This window comes from Clostridium hominis (genome assembly GCF_014287825.1).
Lineage (GTDB): Bacteria > Bacillota > Clostridia > Clostridiales > Clostridiaceae > Clostridium > Clostridium hominis.
Genome location: NZ_JACOOO010000047.1, coordinates 35,513 through 52,271 on the forward strand (window position 1 = coordinate 35,513; position 16,759 = coordinate 52,271).

23 protein-coding genes are annotated in these 16,759 nt (G+C 35.5%); all 23 read left to right on the plus strand.

Annotation, left to right across the window (positions count from 1 at the left end; translation table 11 throughout):
• Window position 1 precedes the first annotated feature (1 nt).
• The 23 genes from rpoC to rplF all read left to right on the plus strand — a co-directional run bounded on the left by rpoC (window position 2) and on the right by rplF (window position 16,758).
• The gene (rpoC, locus tag H8S20_RS18755) at window positions 2–3,535 is read left to right on the plus strand and encodes a DNA-directed RNA polymerase subunit beta' (RefSeq protein ID WP_186861061.1); all 3,534 of its coding nucleotides are present in this window, start codon (window positions 2–4) and stop codon (window positions 3,533–3,535) included.
• A 148-nt stretch (window positions 3,536–3,683) separates the two neighbouring features.
• Window positions 3,684–3,920 (plus strand): ribosomal L7Ae/L30e/S12e/Gadd45 family protein, encoded by a 237-nt coding sequence (locus H8S20_RS18760; RefSeq protein WP_186861062.1) that lies wholly within the window; start codon window positions 3,684–3,686, stop codon window positions 3,918–3,920.
• A 51-nt stretch (window positions 3,921–3,971) separates the two neighbouring features.
• A complete protein-coding gene (gene rpsL, locus H8S20_RS18765) occupies window positions 3,972–4,349 on the plus strand; it encodes a 30S ribosomal protein S12 (RefSeq protein WP_032117018.1) in 378 nt (125 codons plus the stop codon).
• Window positions 4,350–4,512: 163 nt separating this feature from the next.
• Window positions 4,513–4,983, plus strand: a complete 471-nt coding sequence (gene rpsG, locus H8S20_RS18770) for a 30S ribosomal protein S7 (RefSeq protein WP_032117019.1) — start codon at window positions 4,513–4,515, stop codon at window positions 4,981–4,983.
• A 73-nt stretch (window positions 4,984–5,056) separates the two neighbouring features.
• A complete protein-coding gene (gene fusA / locus H8S20_RS18775; RefSeq protein ID WP_032117020.1) occupies window positions 5,057–7,123 on the plus strand; it encodes an elongation factor G in 2,067 nt (688 codons plus the stop codon).
• A gap of 167 nt (window positions 7,124–7,290) precedes the next feature.
• Window positions 7,291–8,484, plus strand: coding sequence for an elongation factor Tu (gene tuf, locus H8S20_RS18780; protein WP_032117007.1), 1,194 nt, complete (start codon window positions 7,291–7,293; stop codon window positions 8,482–8,484).
• A gap of 553 nt (window positions 8,485–9,037) precedes the next feature.
• Window positions 9,038–9,346, plus strand: coding sequence for a 30S ribosomal protein S10 (gene rpsJ, locus H8S20_RS18785; RefSeq protein ID WP_032117023.1), 309 nt, complete (start codon window positions 9,038–9,040; stop codon window positions 9,344–9,346).
• Window positions 9,347–9,420: 74 nt separating this feature from the next.
• The gene (gene rplC / locus H8S20_RS18790; protein ID WP_032117024.1) at window positions 9,421–10,050 is read left to right on the plus strand and encodes a 50S ribosomal protein L3; all 630 of its coding nucleotides are present in this window, start codon (window positions 9,421–9,423) and stop codon (window positions 10,048–10,050) included.
• A gap of 23 nt (window positions 10,051–10,073) precedes the next feature.
• Window positions 10,074–10,694 (plus strand): 50S ribosomal protein L4, encoded by a 621-nt coding sequence (rplD, locus tag H8S20_RS18795; RefSeq protein ID WP_032117025.1) that lies wholly within the window; start codon window positions 10,074–10,076, stop codon window positions 10,692–10,694.
• The gene (gene rplW / locus H8S20_RS18800) at window positions 10,694–10,990 is read left to right on the plus strand and encodes a 50S ribosomal protein L23 (protein ID WP_032117026.1); all 297 of its coding nucleotides are present in this window, start codon (window positions 10,694–10,696) and stop codon (window positions 10,988–10,990) included. Before rplD ends, rplW begins: the two co-directional genes overlap by 1 nt.
• Before the next feature lie 58 nt (window positions 10,991–11,048).
• Window positions 11,049–11,882: a 50S ribosomal protein L2 gene (rplB, locus tag H8S20_RS18805; RefSeq protein WP_032117027.1), complete on the plus strand. Its 834-nt coding sequence runs from the start codon at window positions 11,049–11,051 to the stop codon at window positions 11,880–11,882.
• A gap of 66 nt (window positions 11,883–11,948) precedes the next feature.
• Window positions 11,949–12,233, plus strand: coding sequence for a 30S ribosomal protein S19 (rpsS, locus tag H8S20_RS18810; protein ID WP_032117028.1), 285 nt, complete (start codon window positions 11,949–11,951; stop codon window positions 12,231–12,233).
• Between the two features lie 21 nt (window positions 12,234–12,254).
• Window positions 12,255–12,590 carry a 50S ribosomal protein L22 gene (gene rplV, locus H8S20_RS18815; RefSeq protein WP_032117029.1) on the plus strand — a complete coding sequence of 112 codons (336 nt, stop codon included), beginning with the start codon at window positions 12,255–12,257 and terminating at the stop codon, window positions 12,588–12,590.
• 20 nt (window positions 12,591–12,610) lie between these two features.
• Window positions 12,611–13,279: a 30S ribosomal protein S3 gene (rpsC, locus tag H8S20_RS18820; RefSeq protein WP_032117030.1), complete on the plus strand. Its 669-nt coding sequence runs from the start codon at window positions 12,611–12,613 to the stop codon at window positions 13,277–13,279.
• A 17-nt stretch (window positions 13,280–13,296) separates the two neighbouring features.
• Window positions 13,297–13,731, plus strand: coding sequence for a 50S ribosomal protein L16 (gene rplP, locus H8S20_RS18825; protein ID WP_032117031.1), 435 nt, complete (start codon window positions 13,297–13,299; stop codon window positions 13,729–13,731).
• Complete coding sequence (rpmC, locus tag H8S20_RS18830; RefSeq protein ID WP_032117032.1) at window positions 13,731–13,943, plus strand: 50S ribosomal protein L29; 213 nt, start codon at window positions 13,731–13,733, stop codon at window positions 13,941–13,943. Before rplP ends, rpmC begins: the two co-directional genes overlap by 1 nt.
• A 22-nt stretch (window positions 13,944–13,965) precedes the next feature.
• On the plus strand, window positions 13,966–14,220 hold the full coding sequence (gene rpsQ, locus H8S20_RS18835; RefSeq protein WP_032117033.1) for a 30S ribosomal protein S17: 255 nt from the start codon (window positions 13,966–13,968) through the stop codon (window positions 14,218–14,220).
• 31 nt (window positions 14,221–14,251) lie between these two features.
• Complete coding sequence (gene rplN / locus H8S20_RS18840) at window positions 14,252–14,620, plus strand: 50S ribosomal protein L14 (protein WP_021876949.1); 369 nt, start codon at window positions 14,252–14,254, stop codon at window positions 14,618–14,620.
• A 16-nt stretch (window positions 14,621–14,636) separates the two neighbouring features.
• Window positions 14,637–14,951, plus strand: coding sequence for a 50S ribosomal protein L24 (gene rplX / locus H8S20_RS18845; protein WP_032117034.1), 315 nt, complete (start codon window positions 14,637–14,639; stop codon window positions 14,949–14,951).
• A gap of 22 nt (window positions 14,952–14,973) precedes the next feature.
• The gene (rplE, locus tag H8S20_RS18850) at window positions 14,974–15,519 is read left to right on the plus strand and encodes a 50S ribosomal protein L5 (RefSeq protein WP_032117035.1); all 546 of its coding nucleotides are present in this window, start codon (window positions 14,974–14,976) and stop codon (window positions 15,517–15,519) included.
• A gap of 12 nt (window positions 15,520–15,531) precedes the next feature.
• Window positions 15,532–15,717 (plus strand): type Z 30S ribosomal protein S14, encoded by a 186-nt coding sequence (locus H8S20_RS18855; protein WP_032117036.1) that lies wholly within the window; start codon window positions 15,532–15,534, stop codon window positions 15,715–15,717.
• 29 nt (window positions 15,718–15,746) lie between these two features.
• Window positions 15,747–16,145, plus strand: coding sequence for a 30S ribosomal protein S8 (rpsH, locus tag H8S20_RS18860; RefSeq protein ID WP_032117037.1), 399 nt, complete (start codon window positions 15,747–15,749; stop codon window positions 16,143–16,145).
• A 70-nt stretch (window positions 16,146–16,215) separates the two neighbouring features.
• The gene (rplF, locus tag H8S20_RS18865) at window positions 16,216–16,758 is read left to right on the plus strand and encodes a 50S ribosomal protein L6 (RefSeq protein ID WP_032117038.1); all 543 of its coding nucleotides are present in this window, start codon (window positions 16,216–16,218) and stop codon (window positions 16,756–16,758) included.
• Window position 16,759 lies beyond the last annotated feature (1 nt).

The following is a 16,759-nucleotide window of genomic DNA, read 5'->3' on the forward strand; positions in this document are numbered from 1 at the left end:
CTTGTTTGAATTAAACAATTTTGATGCTATACAAATTGGTTTAGCTTCACCTGATCAGATTAGAGAGTGGTCTAGAGGTGAAGTTAAGAAACCTGAAACAATTAACTATAGAACATTAAAGCCAGAAAGAGATGGTCTATTCTGTGAAAGAATATTTGGACCTATGAAAGACTGGGAATGTCATTGTGGTAAGTACAAAAGAGTTAGATACAAAGGTATCGTTTGTGATAGATGTGGAGTTGAAGTAACTAAGGCTAAAGTAAGAAGAGAGAGAATGGGGCACATTGAACTGGCTGCCCCAGTATCTCACATTTGGTACTTTAAAGGAATTCCATCAAGAATGGGATTACTTTTAGATATGTCACCAAGAGCTTTAGAAAAAGTTCTTTACTTTGCTTCATATGTTGTAATAGATCCAAAGGAAACTCCATTACTTAAGAAGCAATTATTAAGTGAAAAAGAGTACAGAGAAGCAGTGGATAAGTTTGGTGAAGAAAGCTTTGTAGCTGGAATGGGTGCAGAAGCTGTTCAAGATCTTTTAGGTGAAATAGACTTAGAAGGTCAAAGCAAGGATCTCAAAGAAGAACTTAAAACTAGCACAGGTCAAAAGAGAGTAAGAATAATAAGAAGACTTGAAGTTGTTGAATCATTCAAAAAATCAGGAAATGATCCAAGATGGATGGTTATAAATGTTATTCCAGTAATACCTCCAGATTTAAGACCGATGGTTCAATTAGATGGTGGTAGATTTGCTACTTCTGACTTAAATGACCTTTACAGAAGAGTTATAAATAGAAATAACAGATTAAAGAAGCTTTTAGATTTAGGAGCTCCTGATATAATCGTTAGAAATGAAAAGAGAATGCTACAAGAAGCTGTAGATGCTCTTATAGATAACGGTAGAAGAGGAAGACCAGTTACTGGTCCTGGAAACAGACCTCTTAAATCATTATCAGATATGTTAAAAGGTAAGCAAGGTAGATTTAGACAAAACTTACTTGGTAAGAGAGTTGACTACTCAGGAAGATCAGTTATCGTTGTTGGACCTGAGCTTAAGATGTACCAATGTGGTTTACCAAAAGAAATGGCTTTAGAATTATTTAAGCCTTTCGTTATGAAAAAATTAGTAGAAGATGGAATAGCACACAATATTAAGAGTGCTAAGAGAATGGTTGAAAGAGTAAACAATCAAGTATGGGATATACTTGAAGAAGTTATTACTGACCATCCAGTTTTACTAAACAGAGCACCTACTCTACATAGATTAGGTATTCAAGCATTCCAACCTGTATTAGTTGAAGGAAGAGCTATTAAGCTTCATCCATTAGTATGTACAGCATATAATGCTGACTTCGATGGTGACCAAATGGCTGTTCACGTACCTTTATCAGTAGAAGCTCAAGCAGAAGCTAGATTCTTAATGCTTGCAGCAGGTAATATAATGAAACCTTCAGACGGTAAGCCTGTATGTGTACCTACACAGGATATGGTTCTAGGTTCATATTACTTAACTATGGATAAAGAAGGTGCAAAGGGTGAAGGAAGTTATTTTGCTGATATAGACGAAGCTATAATGGCATATAACACTGGAGCAATTGCAGTTCACGCTTCAATTAATGTTAGAATGTTCAGAGAAGTTAATGGTGAAATGAAACATGGAATCATTAAAACAACTGTAGGTAAGATTATATTTAATGAATCTATACCTCAAGATTTAGGATATGTTGATAGAGAAAATCCTGAAACAATGTTCAATCTTGAAGTTGACTTCTTAATAACTAAAAAGACACTTGGTGTTCTTATAGATAAATGCTATACAAAGCATGGCCCAACTAATACATCAATAATGCTTGATAAGATAAAAGCTTTAGGATACCATTATTCATCAATTGGAGCAGTAACAGTAGCTGCATCTGATATGATAGTACCTGATGCTAAGTATGAACTTCTTAAAGACGCAGAACAAACTGTTGATAAGATAGAAAAGATGTATAAGAGAGGGTTCATATCAGAAGATGAAAGATATGAAAGAGTAATCGAAAAGTGGAGTAAAACTACTGAAGATGTTGCGAATGCACTTATGGATAGTTTGGATAAATTCAATCCAATATTCATGATGGCTGACTCTGGAGCCAGAGGATCTAAGGCTCAGATAAAACAATTAGCTGGTATGAGAGGACTTATGGCCGCTCCATCAGGTAAGATTATCGAGTTACCAATCAAGGCATCATTCAGAGAAGGTCTTTCAGTATTAGAATACTTCATATCTACACACGGTGCTAGAAAGGGTAATGCCGATACAGCACTTAAAACTGCCGACTCAGGATACCTAACAAGAAGACTTGTTGACGTATCACAAGATGTTATCGTAAGAGAAGAAGATTGTGGTACTGACAGAGGTATAATAGTAAGCGAAATCAAAGAAGGTAACGAAGTTATCGAAGGATTAGCTGAAAGACTATATGGAAGATATACTGCTGAAGATATCATTAACCCTGAATCAGGAGAAGTAATGGTAGCTAAGAATCAATATATCGACGGACATATGGCTGATAAAGTTGTTGCAGCTGGTGTTAAAAAAGTTAAGATTAGATCTGTATTCACATGTTCTTGTAAGATTGGTGTTTGTGCTAAATGTTACGGTATGAATATGGCTACAGCTCAAAAAATAAATATTGGTGAAGCTGTTGGTATAATAGCTGCACAATCTATCGGAGAACCAGGTACTCAGCTTACAATGAGAACATTCCATACTGGTGGTGTTGCCGGTGCGGATATCACTCAAGGTCTTCCTAGAGTTGAAGAATTATTTGAAGCTAGAAAACCAAAGGGATTAGCTATAGTTAGTGAAATTTCAGGTTCTGTAAGAGTAGAAGAAACTAAGAAAAAGAGAACTGTTTATGTAATGGGTTCTGACGGTGAAGAGCGTAGCTATGATATACCATTTGGATCAAGATTAAAAGTTTTAGATGGAGATGTTGTAGAAGCTGGAGATGAAATAACAGAAGGTTCAGTTAACCCTCACGATATTATGAATATCAAAGGTGTTGAAGGAGCTAGAAGATACTTACTTTCTGAAGTTCAAAAAGTTTATAGACTTCAAGGGGTTGATATCAACGATAAGCACTTAGAAGTTGTTGTTAGACAAATGACAAGAAAAGTTAAGGTTTCAGATTCAGGAGATACTGATTTACTACCAGGAACTATGATAGATATGTTCGACTTCGAAGCTGAAAATGAAAGAGTAAGAGAGTTTGGAGGAGAAGAAGCACAAGGTGAAATTGCTTTATTAGGTATTACTAAAGCAGCGTTAGCTACTGATAGTTTCTTATCAGCTGCATCATTCCAAGAAACTACTAGAGTTCTTACAGAAGCAGCAATCAAAGGTAAGGTAGATCCTTTAGTTGGATTAAAAGAAAATGTAATTATAGGTAAGTTAATTCCAGCTGGTACAGGTATGATGAAATACAGATCTGTAGACCTAGATGTAGACAATGAAGAAGAAGAAATTGAAGCAATTGATGTAATTGAATAATACAATGTAAATTTATTGACATGTGTATGCTTAAATGATAAAATACCAATTGTGTGATTTTTAAAAAGCTACACTACAAGATAAATGTCTGCATGATTCATAGAGACATGCAAATGTCTCTATGAACTTTATAATGAGGGGGGATTTCATGTTAGACAAAATTGTAGGAAAGAAAGTCATAGGCGTAAAACAATGTCAAAAACTCATTAAAAACGGCAATGTTTTATATGTAGCTAAAGATGCAATTAGTAAGCTTGTATTACCTTTAATAGAGCTTGCTAAAGAGAATAACGTAGAGATAGTAGAGATTTCTACTATGAAGGAACTAGGGAAAATGAGTGGTATTGATGTTAAATCAGCTGCTACATTAGTACTTAAGGATTAATATGCGTTTATCTTATTTAATATAGATAAATAAATTTCAGGAGGTGACAAAATGCCAACTATAAGCCAATTAGTAAGAAAAGGTAGAAAAACTGTTGTTAACAAATCTACAGCACCAGCACTTAACGAGTGTCCACAAAGAAGAGGAGTTTGTACTGTTGTAAAAACTACTACTCCAAAGAAGCCTAACTCAGCTTTAAGAAAAATTGCAAGAGTAAGACTTACAAACGGATTCGAAGTTACTGCTTACATCGGTGGTGTAGGACACAACTTACAAGAGCACAGCGTTGTTCTTATAAGAGGTGGAAGAGTTAAGGACCTTCCTGGTGTTAGATACCATATCGTTAGAGGAGCACTTGACTGTGCTGGAGTAGCTAACAGAATGCAAGGAAGATCTAAATACGGTGCTAAGAGACCTAAGAAAAAATAGTTTCTTAAACTAAAATGGTGCTTATCTTCGGCATTGATTATACACTATAGATAGCAATACATATGGTTTATATAAATGTAAGAAGCGAAGCACTTTGCGGTAGGGTAAGACTTTACCGAGTACCGATGAACTTAAATTTAAAATTGTTAAGGAGGGAAGAAAAGTGCCAAGAAAAGGATTTATCGCTAAAAGAGATGTATTACCAGATCCAATGTATAACTCAAAAGTTGTTACTAAGTTAATAAACAACGTTATGGAAGATGGTAAAAAAGGAGTAGCACAAAAGATATGCTACGAAGCGTTTGAAATAATGGCGCAAAAAACAGGCAAAGATGCTTTAGAAGTATTCGAAGAAGCTATGAACAATGTAATGCCTTTATTAGAAGTTAAAGCTAGAAGAATAGGTGGTGCTAACTACCAAGTTCCAATAGAAGTTAGACCTGAAAGAAGACAAACTTTAGGTTTAAGATGGATTTTAGCTGCAGCTAGAAAAAGAGGCGAAAAAGTTATGGCTGAAAGATTAGCTGGAGAATTATTAGATGCAGCTAACAATACTGGCGCTGCTGTTAAGAAGAGAGAAGATACTCATAAGATGGCAGAAGCAAACAAAGCATTCGCTCACTACAGATACTAATACAAAACTGTTTTGGCTTGTGCCAAAACAGTTTTGTCGAATATAAAATTACTCATTGAGAGGAGGACATAAAATGGCTAGAAAATATCCATTAGATAAATTCCGTAACTTCGGAATAATGGCTCATATAGATGCTGGTAAGACTACAACTACTGAGCGTATATTATTCTATACAGGAAAAACTCACAAAATCGGTGAAACACATGAGGGTGCTTCACAAATGGACTGGATGGTTCAAGAGCAAGAAAGAGGTATAACAATTACTTCTGCAGCAACAACTTGTTTCTGGGAAGGTCATGAATTAAACATCATTGATACCCCAGGACACGTAGATTTTACAGTTGAGGTTGAGAGATCATTAAGAGTTCTTGACGGAGCTGTTACAGTACTTGACGCTAAGAGTGGGGTTGAACCTCAAACTGAGACTGTTTGGAGACAGGCAGACAAGTACGGTGTTCCAAGAATGATTTATGTTAATAAGATGGATGCTACAGGTGCTGACTTCTTCAGATGTATAAACACTGTAAGAGATAGATTAAAAGCAAATGCAGTTCCAATACAAATACCAGTAGGTGCTGAAGCTGACTTCAGAGGTATGATTGACTTAATAGCTAATCATGCTATCATAACTTATGATGATTTAGGTACAGATGTAAGAATAGAAGAAATTCCTGCAGATTTAGCTGATCAAGCTGAAGAGTATAGAATGGCTATGATTGAAGCAATCGCTGAAACTGATGAAGAATTAATGGAAAAGTACCTTGAAGGTGAAGAAATAACTGAAGAAGAGTTACATGCTGCTTTAAGAAAAGCTACTATAGCTAACGAAATAGTTCCATGTATCTGTGGTTCTTCATATAAGAACAAAGGTGTTCAAGAAATGATTAATGGGGTTGTTGCTTACTTACCATCTCCATTAGATATCCCAGCTATCCAAGGAACTAGCTTAGAAGGTGAAGAAGATTCAAGAGAAGCTTCAGATGAGGCTCCAATGGCTGCTTTAGCGTTCAAAATTGCTACTGACCCATTCGTTGGAAAGCTTGCATTCACAAGAATTTATTCTGGTACAATGAACAGTGGTTCATATGTTCTTAACTCTACAAAGGGTAAGAAAGAAAGAATCGGAAGACTAGTTAAAATGCATGCTAATACAAGAGAAGAAGTTGAATCTTTAGAAGCAGGTGAATTAGGAGCGGTAATCGGATTAAAGAACACTACAACTGGTGATACTTTATGTGATGAAAACTCACCAATCATACTTGAATCTATGGAATTCCCAGAACCAGTTATATCTGTAGCTATCGAGCCAAAGACAAAAGCTGGTCAAGAAAAGATGGGATTAGCTTTATCTAAGTTAGCTGAAGAGGATCCAACTTTCAAAACTTGGACTGATCAAGAAACAGGTCAAACAATTATCGCTGGTATGGGTGAATTACACTTAGATATCATCGTTGATAGACTTCAAAGAGAATTCAAAGTTGAATGTAACGTAGGAGCTCCTCAAGTTGCTTACAAAGAAACTATTAGATCTGCTGTTAAAGCTGAAGCTAAGTACGCTAAGCAATCAGGTGGTAAGGGTCAATACGGTCACGCTGTAATTGAAATGGAACCAACTGAAGGAGAATACGTATTTGAAAATGCTATCGTTGGAGGAGCTGTTCCAAGAGAATACATTCCTGCAATTGATGCTGGTATCCAAGAAGCTTCTAAGAACGGTATAATAGCTGGATACGAAGTTATAAACTTCAAAGTTAAGTTAGTACACGGTTCTTACCATGAAGTTGACTCATCAGAAATGGCATTCAAAATTGCTGGTTCTATGGCGTTCAAGAACGCTATGCAAAAAGCAAGTCCAGTATTACTTGAACCAATGATGAAGGTTGAAGTAACTGTTCCTGAAGAGTACATGGGAGATGTTATTGGTGACATCAACTCAAGAAGAGGTAGAATGGAAGGAATGGAAGCTGTTAATGGAGCTCAAGTTATAAGAGCATACGTTCCACTAGCAGAAATGTTCGGATATGCAACTACTTTAAGATCTAGATCTCAAGGTAGAGGTAACTACTCAATGGTATTCGATCACTATGAAGAAGTTCCAAAGAGCATTCAAGAAGAAGTAGCTGGAAAAAGATCTAAATAATATGTAATAATTTTTTATGATGTTGTTCATAATTAGATTATGGGCTTCATCATAAATATTAAATATAAACTAAAAAATAATTAATTTAAATAATTGTAAAATTTAAAACATAACAGAGTAAATATTCTGTTGAGTAAAAATTTTATTTCCATAAGGAGGAATTTCAAATGGCAAAGCAAAAATTCGAAAGAAGTAAACCACACGTTAATATCGGAACAATCGGTCACGTAGACCACGGTAAGACTACATTAACAGCAGCAATCACTACTGTATTATCAAAGAAGGGATTCGCTGAAGCGTTCGATTACGCAGCAATCGATAAAGCTCCAGAAGAAAAAGAAAGAGGAATCACAATCAATACTTCACACGTTGAGTATGAAACAGAAAACAGACACTACGCTCACGTTGACTGTCCAGGACATGCTGACTATGTTAAGAACATGATCACTGGTGCAGCACAAATGGATGGAGCAATCTTAGTTTGTTCAGCAGCAGATGGTCCAATGCCTCAAACAAGAGAGCACATACTACTAGCTTCAAGAGTTGGTGTTGAATACATCGTTGTATTCTTAAACAAAGCAGATATGGTTGACGACGAAGAATTATTAGAATTAGTTGAAATGGAAGTTAGAGAATTACTTTCTGAGTATGAATTCCCAGGAGATGACATTCCAGTAATTAAAGGATCAGCTTTAAGAGCATTAGAAAACCCAACAGATGCAGAAGCAACAGCTTGTATCATGGAATTAATGGATGCTGTAGACAGCTACATCCCAACACCAGAAAGAGCAACAGATAAGCCATTCTTAATGCCAGTAGAAGACGTATTTACAATCACTGGTAGAGGAACAGTTGCAACAGGAAGAGTTGAAAGAGGAGTTCTTCACGTATCAGACGAAGTTGAAATCGTAGGATTAATGGAAGAAAAGAGAAAAGTAGTAGTAACAGGAATAGAAATGTTCAGAAAGTTACTAGATGAAGCTCAAGCTGGAGACAACATCGGAGCATTATTAAGAGGTGTTCAAAGAACTGACATCGAAAGAGGTCAAGTATTAGCAAAAGTTGGATCAGTAAATCCACACAGCAAGTTCGTAGGTCAAGTATACGTACTTAAGAAAGAAGAAGGTGGAAGACATACTCCATTCTTCGATGGATACAGACCACAATTCTACTTCAGAACAACAGACGTTACAGGATCAATCAAATTACCAGAAGGTATGGAAATGGTTATGCCTGGAGACCACATCGATATGAACGTTGAATTAATAACTGAAGTTGCTATGGACGAAGGTTTAAGATTCGCAATCAGAGAAGGTGGAAGAACTGTAGGTTCAGGAGTTGTTACTTCAATAATCGCTTAATATTAAACTGATTAAAAAAGTATAAATTCTAAAATTAATTTAAATAAGAGCGCTATATAAATGTCATGACTTTAATAAAAAGAGTAAGGGGACGCCCTTACTCTTTTTTTATTTTAAAAAAAATTTTTTATAATGATAATGTTTAACATAAGAGATTTAGGGAAAAATTAAAAAAGGCAAACTAAAAAAGGTTAAAATTACATTCAAATAACTATTGATAAAAATTAAAAATCATTATAGAATATTAATTGCAAATTGAGAAAAAACACAGAAATTATTTACTTAATAATCTAATAAAAACGATGAAAAAACAATGAAAAAAGTCTTGATAAAGATATGTAAACATAGTATAATGAAGAAGTTGTGTAATATGACGCGATGAATCAAGAGGTTGTCGGACTTCCGGGTTATTCTTGAGGAGCAAGTTAGGATCTAGAATCCAACGACAGTGGTAAGTTTCGTGTTTTATCATATGAAACACCAGGAACAGTTTACAGAACTATCACTGTTGTGCGTTAGAAGTAAAGCGTACATGAAAAGGAGGGAAACCAGAATGTCAAAACAAAAAATAAGAATCAGATTAAAGGCTTTTGATCATACAATATTAGATCAATCAGCTGAGAAAATCGTTGAAACAGCAAAGACTACAGGTGCAAAGGTTGTAGGTCCAGTACCACTACCAACTGAGAAAGATGTAATAACAATCTTAAGAGCTGTTCACAAATACAAAGATTCAAGAGAACAATTCGAAATCAGAACACACAAGAGATTAATCGACATCGTTAATCCATCACCAAAAACTGTTGATGCTTTAATGAGATTAAACTTACCAGCTGGTGTGGATATCGAAATAAAGCTATAATTAATATTTAAACAAAAAGTTGAACGGTTATGATTGCTAAGCAATCCGCTAATACGTTTAGGAGGTGTAAATACATGAAAAAAGCTATAATCGGTAAGAAAATAGGTATGACTCAAATATTCGATGAGAATGGTAAGGTTGTTCCTGTAACTGTAGTAGAAGCTGGCCCATGTGTTGTTGTTCAAAAGAAGACTATCGAAAAGGATGGTTATGAAGCAATACAAGTAGGTTTCGGTGAAGTTAGAGAAAAGTTAGTGAATAAGCCAGTTAAAGGTCATTTCGCTAAAGCAGGAGTTTCTTTAAGAAGAAAATTAAAAGAGTTTAGATTAGATAACGTTAACGAATACGAAGTAGGTCAAGAAATAAAGGCTGACGTTTTCGCTGCTGGTGAAAAAGTAGACGTTTCTGGAGTTTCTAAAGGTAAGGGATTCCAAGGGGTTATCAAGAGATGGAATGCTAACAGAGGACCAATGTCACACGGTTCTAAGTTCCACAGAGCAGTAGGTTCTATGGGAGCTTCATCAGATCCATCAAAAACATTCAAAAACAAGAATATGCCAGGACACATGGGTGCTGTTAACACTACAGTAATGAACTTAGAAGTGGTTAGAGTTATCCCAGAAAAGAACTTAATACTAATAAAGGGTGGTATCCCTGGTGCAAACAAGAGCACAGTAGTAATAAGAAACGCTGTTAAAGCTTAATTCTGTAGAAAGGAGGAAATAGGATGCCTACAGTAGGATTATTTAACAAAGAAGCAAAGCAAGTTGGAGATATCCAATTAAATGATAAAGTATTCGCAGTAGAAGTGAACGAAGCTGCAATGCATCAAGTAGTTGTTGCATTATTAGCTAACAAGAGACAAGGAACTCAATCAGCTAAAACTAGAGCTGAGGTTAGAGGAGGCGGAATCAAGCCTTGGAGACAAAAGGGAACTGGTAGAGCAAGACAAGGTTCAATCAGAGCACCACAATGGATCAAAGGTGGAGTTGTATTCGCACCAAAGCCAAGAGATTACAGAATGTCAATACCAAAGAGCATGAAAAGAGTTGCTATGGTATCAGCATTAACTAGCAAGGTTCAAAACAACGAAATGGTAGTTTTAGAAAGCTTAGATTTCGAAGCACCAAAGACAAAGCAAGTTGTTAATATGTTAAAAGCTTTTGAAGCTAAGAAAACATTAATAATAACTGCTGAATCTAACGAAAATGTTTATAAATCTGCTAGAAATATTGAGGGGGTAGCAGTATTACCTGTTAACAACATCAATGTTTATGATTTATTAAAGTATCCAACAGTAATGGTAACTAAGGATGCCGTAACAAAGATTGAGGAGGTGTACGCATAATGAAGTTAACAAGCCACGATATAATAAGAAAGCCTGTTATAACTGAAAAATCTATGACTGCTATGGCAGAAAAGAAGTACACTTTCATAGTTCATATGAATGCTAACAAAGTTCAAATTAAAAGAGCTTGTGAAGAAATTTTCGGCGTTAAAGTTGAAAAAGTTCAAACAATCAGAACTATGGGAAAAACTAAGAGAATGGGCGTACATGTTGGTAAGAGAGCTGACCAAAAGAAAGCTATCGTTACTTTAGCTCAAGATAGTAAAGCTATTGAATTCTTTGAAGGAATGCAATAATTAGAAAAGCGTAGTATTGGCAGCAAGCCAGAGAAGCTTAAAGAAGGAGGGAATTAGCATGGCAGTTAAAAAGTTTAGACCTACTACACCATCAAGAAGAGAAATGACTATGGCTACTTTTGAAGAAATAACTACAAATAGCCCAGAGAAATCACTTCTTGTTTCTTTAAAGAAAACTGGTGGTAGAAATGCTCAAGGTAAAATAACTGTAAGACACCACGGTGGTGGAGCTAAGAGAAAATACAGAATAATAGATTTCAAGAGAAATAAGGATGGTATTCCAGCAAAAGTTGCTACTATAGAATACGATCCAAATAGAACAGCTTACATTGCGTTAGTTGTATATGCTGATGGAGAAAAGAGATACATACTTGCTCCAGTAGGATTAAAGGTTGGAGATACTATTGTATCTGGACCAGAAGCAGATATCAAAACAGGTAACTGTCTTCAATTAAAGCACATGCCAGTTGGTACAGTAATTCACAATATCGAATTACAAGCTGGTAAAGGTGGTCAAATGGTAAGATCTGCTGGTACTTCAGCTCAATTAATGGCTAAGGAAGGCAACTATGCTACATTAAGATTACCATCAGGTGAAATGAGATATGTAAGAATCGAATGTAGAGCTACAATCGGAACAGTTTCTAACACTACTAACGATATCATCAACATTGGTAAAGCTGGTAGAAAGAGACATATGGGATGGAGACCTACAGTTAGAGGTTCTGTAATGAACCCTTGCGATCACCCTCATGGTGGTGGTGAAGGTAGATCACCAATCGGTAGACCAAGTCCAGTTACTCCTTGGGGTAAACCAGCTCTTGGATACAAGACTAGAAAGAATAAGAAATATTCTGATAGATTTATAATTAAGAGAAGAAAAAGCAAGTAATTGAAGAGAATTTTAATTCTCTTCGAGGTTTGCTAAGCCTAGAGATTATGAAGGGAGGCAAAAATAGTGAGTAGATCAATTAAAAAAGGGCCTTTCGTACACGAAGGACTTTTAAAGAAAATAGAAGAAATGAACGCTAATGGTGAGAAGAAAGTTGTTAAAACTTGGTCAAGAAGTTCAACAATATTCCCACAAATGATCGGTCATACAATCGCTGTTCACGATGGAAGAAAACACGTTCCAGTTTATGTTTCAGAAGATATGGTTGGACATAAGTTAGGAGAATTCGTTCTTACTAGAACTTATAAAGGACACGATTACGACGAGAAAGCATCAAGAAAGAGAAAGTAATCTCAGAAAGGAGGAACATAAATGGAAGCTAGAGCTATAGCTAAATACGTTAGAATATCTCCGATGAAAGTAGGAGTTGTTCTTGATTTAATAAGAGGAAAGAGTGTTAACGAAGCTTTCGCTATTTTACAATATACTCCAAAGGATGCTGCAGTTGCTATAAACAAAGTTTTAAAATCAGCTGTTGCAAACGCAGAGAACAATCATGACTTAAACGTTGAAAACTTATATGTTGCAGAAACATTCGTAGGTGCTGGTCCAACATTAAAGAGATTCAGACCAATGGATCACGGTAAAGCATTCAGAATCAACAAAAGAACAAGTCATATTACAGTAGTAGTTAAAGAAAGAGCTTAATAAAGAAGGAGGGAAAACAAGTGGGTCAAAAAGTACATCCTCACGGACTTAGAGTAGGAGTTATCAAAGGTTGGGATGCAAAGTGGTACGCTGATAAGAAGACATTTGCAGACAACTTAATCGAAGATAACAAAATAAGAGAATTCGTAAAGAAGGAACTTTTCTCAGCTGGTATTTCTAAGATAGAAATCGAAAGAGCAGCAAAGAGAGTTAAGTTAAATATATATACTGCTAAACCAGGCGTAGTTATTGGTAAAGGTGGATCTGGAATCGAAGCTTTAAAAGCTAAGGTTGCAAAATTAGTAAACGGAAAGAATATCTTAATCAACATCGTTGAAGTTAAGAATGCAGAAGCTAATGCTCAATTAGTAGCTGAAAATATAGCTGCTCAATTAGAAAAGAGAGTATCTTTCAGAAGAGCTATGAAGCAAAGCATCCAAAGAGCTATGAGATTAGGAGCTAAGGGTGTTAAGACTGCTTGTTCAGGAAGATTAGGCGGAGCTGAAATCGCTAGAACTGAACAATATCATGAAGGAACAATTCCACTACAAACATTAAGAGCTGATATCGATTATGGATTTGCTGAAGCAGATACAACATACGGAAAAATCGGAGTTAAAGTTTGGGTTTATAATGGAGAAGTTCTTCCAACTAAAAAAGTTGAAAAGAAGGAAGAAGTTAACGCATAAGAAAGGAGGAATAAGTCATGTTAATGCCTAAAAGAGTAAAGCATCGTAAGGTACAACGTGGTAGAATGAAAGGTAAGGCAACTAGAGGTAATTTCCTTGCATACGGAGATTTCGGTATACAAGCGCAAAACTGTGGTTGGATTACAAGCAATCAAATTGAGTCTGCCAGAATTGCTATAAATAGATACATTAGAAGAGGTGGAAAACTTTGGATAAAAGTATTCCCAGATAAGCCAGTTACTGAAAAACCAGCTGAAACAAGAATGGGTTCTGGTAAAGGTTCACCAGAATATTGGGTAGCTGTAGTTAAACCTGGTAGAGTATTATTTGAATTATCAGGAGTTAACGAAGAAGTTGCAAGAGAAGCAATGAGACTTGCATCACACAAACTTCCTGTAAAGTGTAAGTTCGTTACAAGAAGAGATTTTGAGGAAATGGGTGGTGAAGAATAATGAAGGCTAGAGAGTTAAAAGAATTAAGAGCAAATAATCCTCAAGATTTAAAGGTTAAATTAAACGACCTTAAAGCTGAATTATTCAATTTAAGATTCCAATTAGCTACAGGTCAATTAGAAAATCCTATGAGAATAAAAGAAGTGAAGAAATCTATAGCCCAAATCAAAACCATCATAAGAGAAGAAGAGATCAGGGCATTTGAACAGTAAATCTGGAAGGAGGTAGCCCCTAATGGAAAGAGGATTAAGAAAAAAGAGAATCGGTAGAGTTGTATCTGACAAAATGGATAAGACTATCGTTGTTGCTGTTGAAACTAAAGTAAGACATCCACTTTACGGGAAAACAGTAAACAGAACTACTAAATTTAAGGCTCATGATGAAAATAATGAAGCAAGAATTAATGATAGAGTATTAATAATGGAAACTAGACCATTATCTAAAGATAAGAGATGGAGACTTGTTGAAATAGTTGAAAAGGCTAAATAGGCTTTAAAGACTGAAAGGAGGGTAAAATTCAATGATACAACAACAAACCTTACTAAAGGTAGCAGATAACTCAGGTGCAAAAGAAATTATGTGTATCAGAGTTCTAGGCGGATCAAAAAGAAAGTTCGGTAACATTGGAGATATAATAGTTGCTAGCGTTAAAAGTGCAACACCAGGCGGAGTTGTTAAAAAAGGTGACGTTGTAAAGGCTGTTATAGTTAGATCAGTAAGAGGATTAAGAAGAGCTGACGGTTCATACATCAAATTTGATGAAAACGCAGCAGTTATAATAAAAGACGATAAGCAACCAAGAGGAACTCGTATCTTCGGGCCTGTTGCTAGGGAGCTAAGAGATAAAGAATTCAATAAAATATTATCATTAGCACCAGAAGTTCTATAATAAGGAGGTGGCTAATTTGAAGTTACACGTTAGAAAGAACGACACAGTAGTAGTTATTTCTGGTAAAGATGCTGGAAAGACTGGTGAAGTTTTAAAGGTATATCCAAAGACAGGAAAGGTTCTTGTTCAAGGAGTTAACATAGTAAAGAAACACCAAAAGCCAACAAGAGCAAATGCTCAAGGTGGTATAATTGAAAAAGAGGGAGCTATATTCAGCTCAAAAGTTATGTTATACTGCACAAAATGCAAAAATGCTACAAGAATTAGCAACAAAATCTTAGAAGATGGTACTAAGGTTAGAGTTTGTAAGAAGTGCGGAGAAACATTCTAGAATTTGAAAGGAGGTACTTATAATGACACCAAGACTTCAAGAAAAGTACAAAAATGAAGTAGTTCAAGCGATGATTGAAAAGTTCGGATATAAAAATATTATGGAAGTTCCAAAGCTTGAAAAAATAGTTATAAACATGGGAGTTGGAGAGGCTAAAGATAACCAAAAGGTTTTAGAATCAGCTGTTGCAGATTTAACTTTAATCACTGGTCAAAAGCCAATCTTAACTAGAGCGAAGAAATCAGTTGCAAACTTTAAGATAAGAGAAAACATGGCATTAGGATGCAAAGTAACATTAAGAGGAACTAAAATGTTTGAATTTGCTGACAAATTAGTGTCAATAGCTCTTCCAAGAGTTAGAGACTTCAGAGGAGTTTCAGATAAGGCTTTCGATGGTAGAGGAAACTATTCATTAGGAATTAAAGAGCAATTAATATTCCCAGAAATAGAGTACGATAAAATCGATAAAGTTAGAGGAATGGATATAATCTTCGTTACTAGTGCAAACACTGACGAAGAAGCAAGAGAATTATTAAGATTCCTTGGAATGCCATTCGCTCAAAAATAAGGAGGGAAAACTGTGGCACGTAAAGCTATTATTGAAAAGTGGAGCAAAACACCTAAATACACAACAAGAGCTTATACAAGATGCAGAATATGTGGAAGACCACATGCAGTACTAAGAAAATTTGGTATTTGTCGTATATGCTTTAGAGAACTTGCTTACAAGGGTGAAATCCCAGGATGTAGAAAAGCAAGTTGGTAGACTTGAACCAGTGAAAGGAGGCAAATTAAATGGTTATGACAGATCCTATCGCAGATTTACTAACTCGTATTAGAAATGCAAACTCTGTGAAACACGAAGTTGTAGAAGTACCTTCTTCAAACGTAAAGAAGGCTGTTGCAAATATATTATTACAAGAGGGATACATCAAAAATATTGAAGAATATAATGACGGTGTAGTTCCAATGATGAGAATAGCTCTTAAATATGGCTCAAACAAAGAGAGAGTTATAACTGGTATAAAGAGAATATCTAAACCAGGTTTAAGAGTTTACTGTAAGAAAGACGAAGTTCCAAGAGTTCTTAACGGACTAGGAGTTGCTGTTATATCAACTTCTAAAGGAATAGTAGTTGATAGAGAAGCTAGAAAAATGGGATTAGGCGGAGAAGTTCTTTGCTACGTTTGGTAGTTTCTAAAACAAAAAGAGAAATTAACTAGATTAACATATATATCTAACAAGTAAAATAGGAGGTGCGATTATGTCAAGAGTAGGTAGATTACCAATAGCTATCCCTGCTGGTGTAACTGTAACTGTTGCTGAAGGTAACGTAGTAACTGTTAAAGGACCAAAAGGTGAATTAGTTAAAACTATGGCTAAAGACATTAATATTGCAGTTGAAGACAACCAAGTTGTTGTAACTAGACCTAGCGATGTAAAAGAGCATAGAGCTCTTCATGGATTAACTAGAGCTTTAATCAACAACATGATTATAGGAGTTGAAAAAGGATTCCAAAAGACTCTAGAATTAGTTGGTGTTGGTTACAGAGCTCAATTACAAGGTAAAAACTTAGTAATGAACTTAGGATTCTCACATCCAGTTGAAATAAAGGCAGTTGAAGGGATAACTTTCGAAACTCCAGCAGCTACTAAAGTAGTTATATCTGGTATAGATAAACAAGTAGTTGGAGCTGTTGCAGCTGATATAAGAAAATGGAGAAAGCCAGAACCATATAAGGGTAAAGGTATTAAGTTTGAAGGCGAAGTTATCAGACGTAAAGAAGGTAAGACTGGTAAGAAATAAT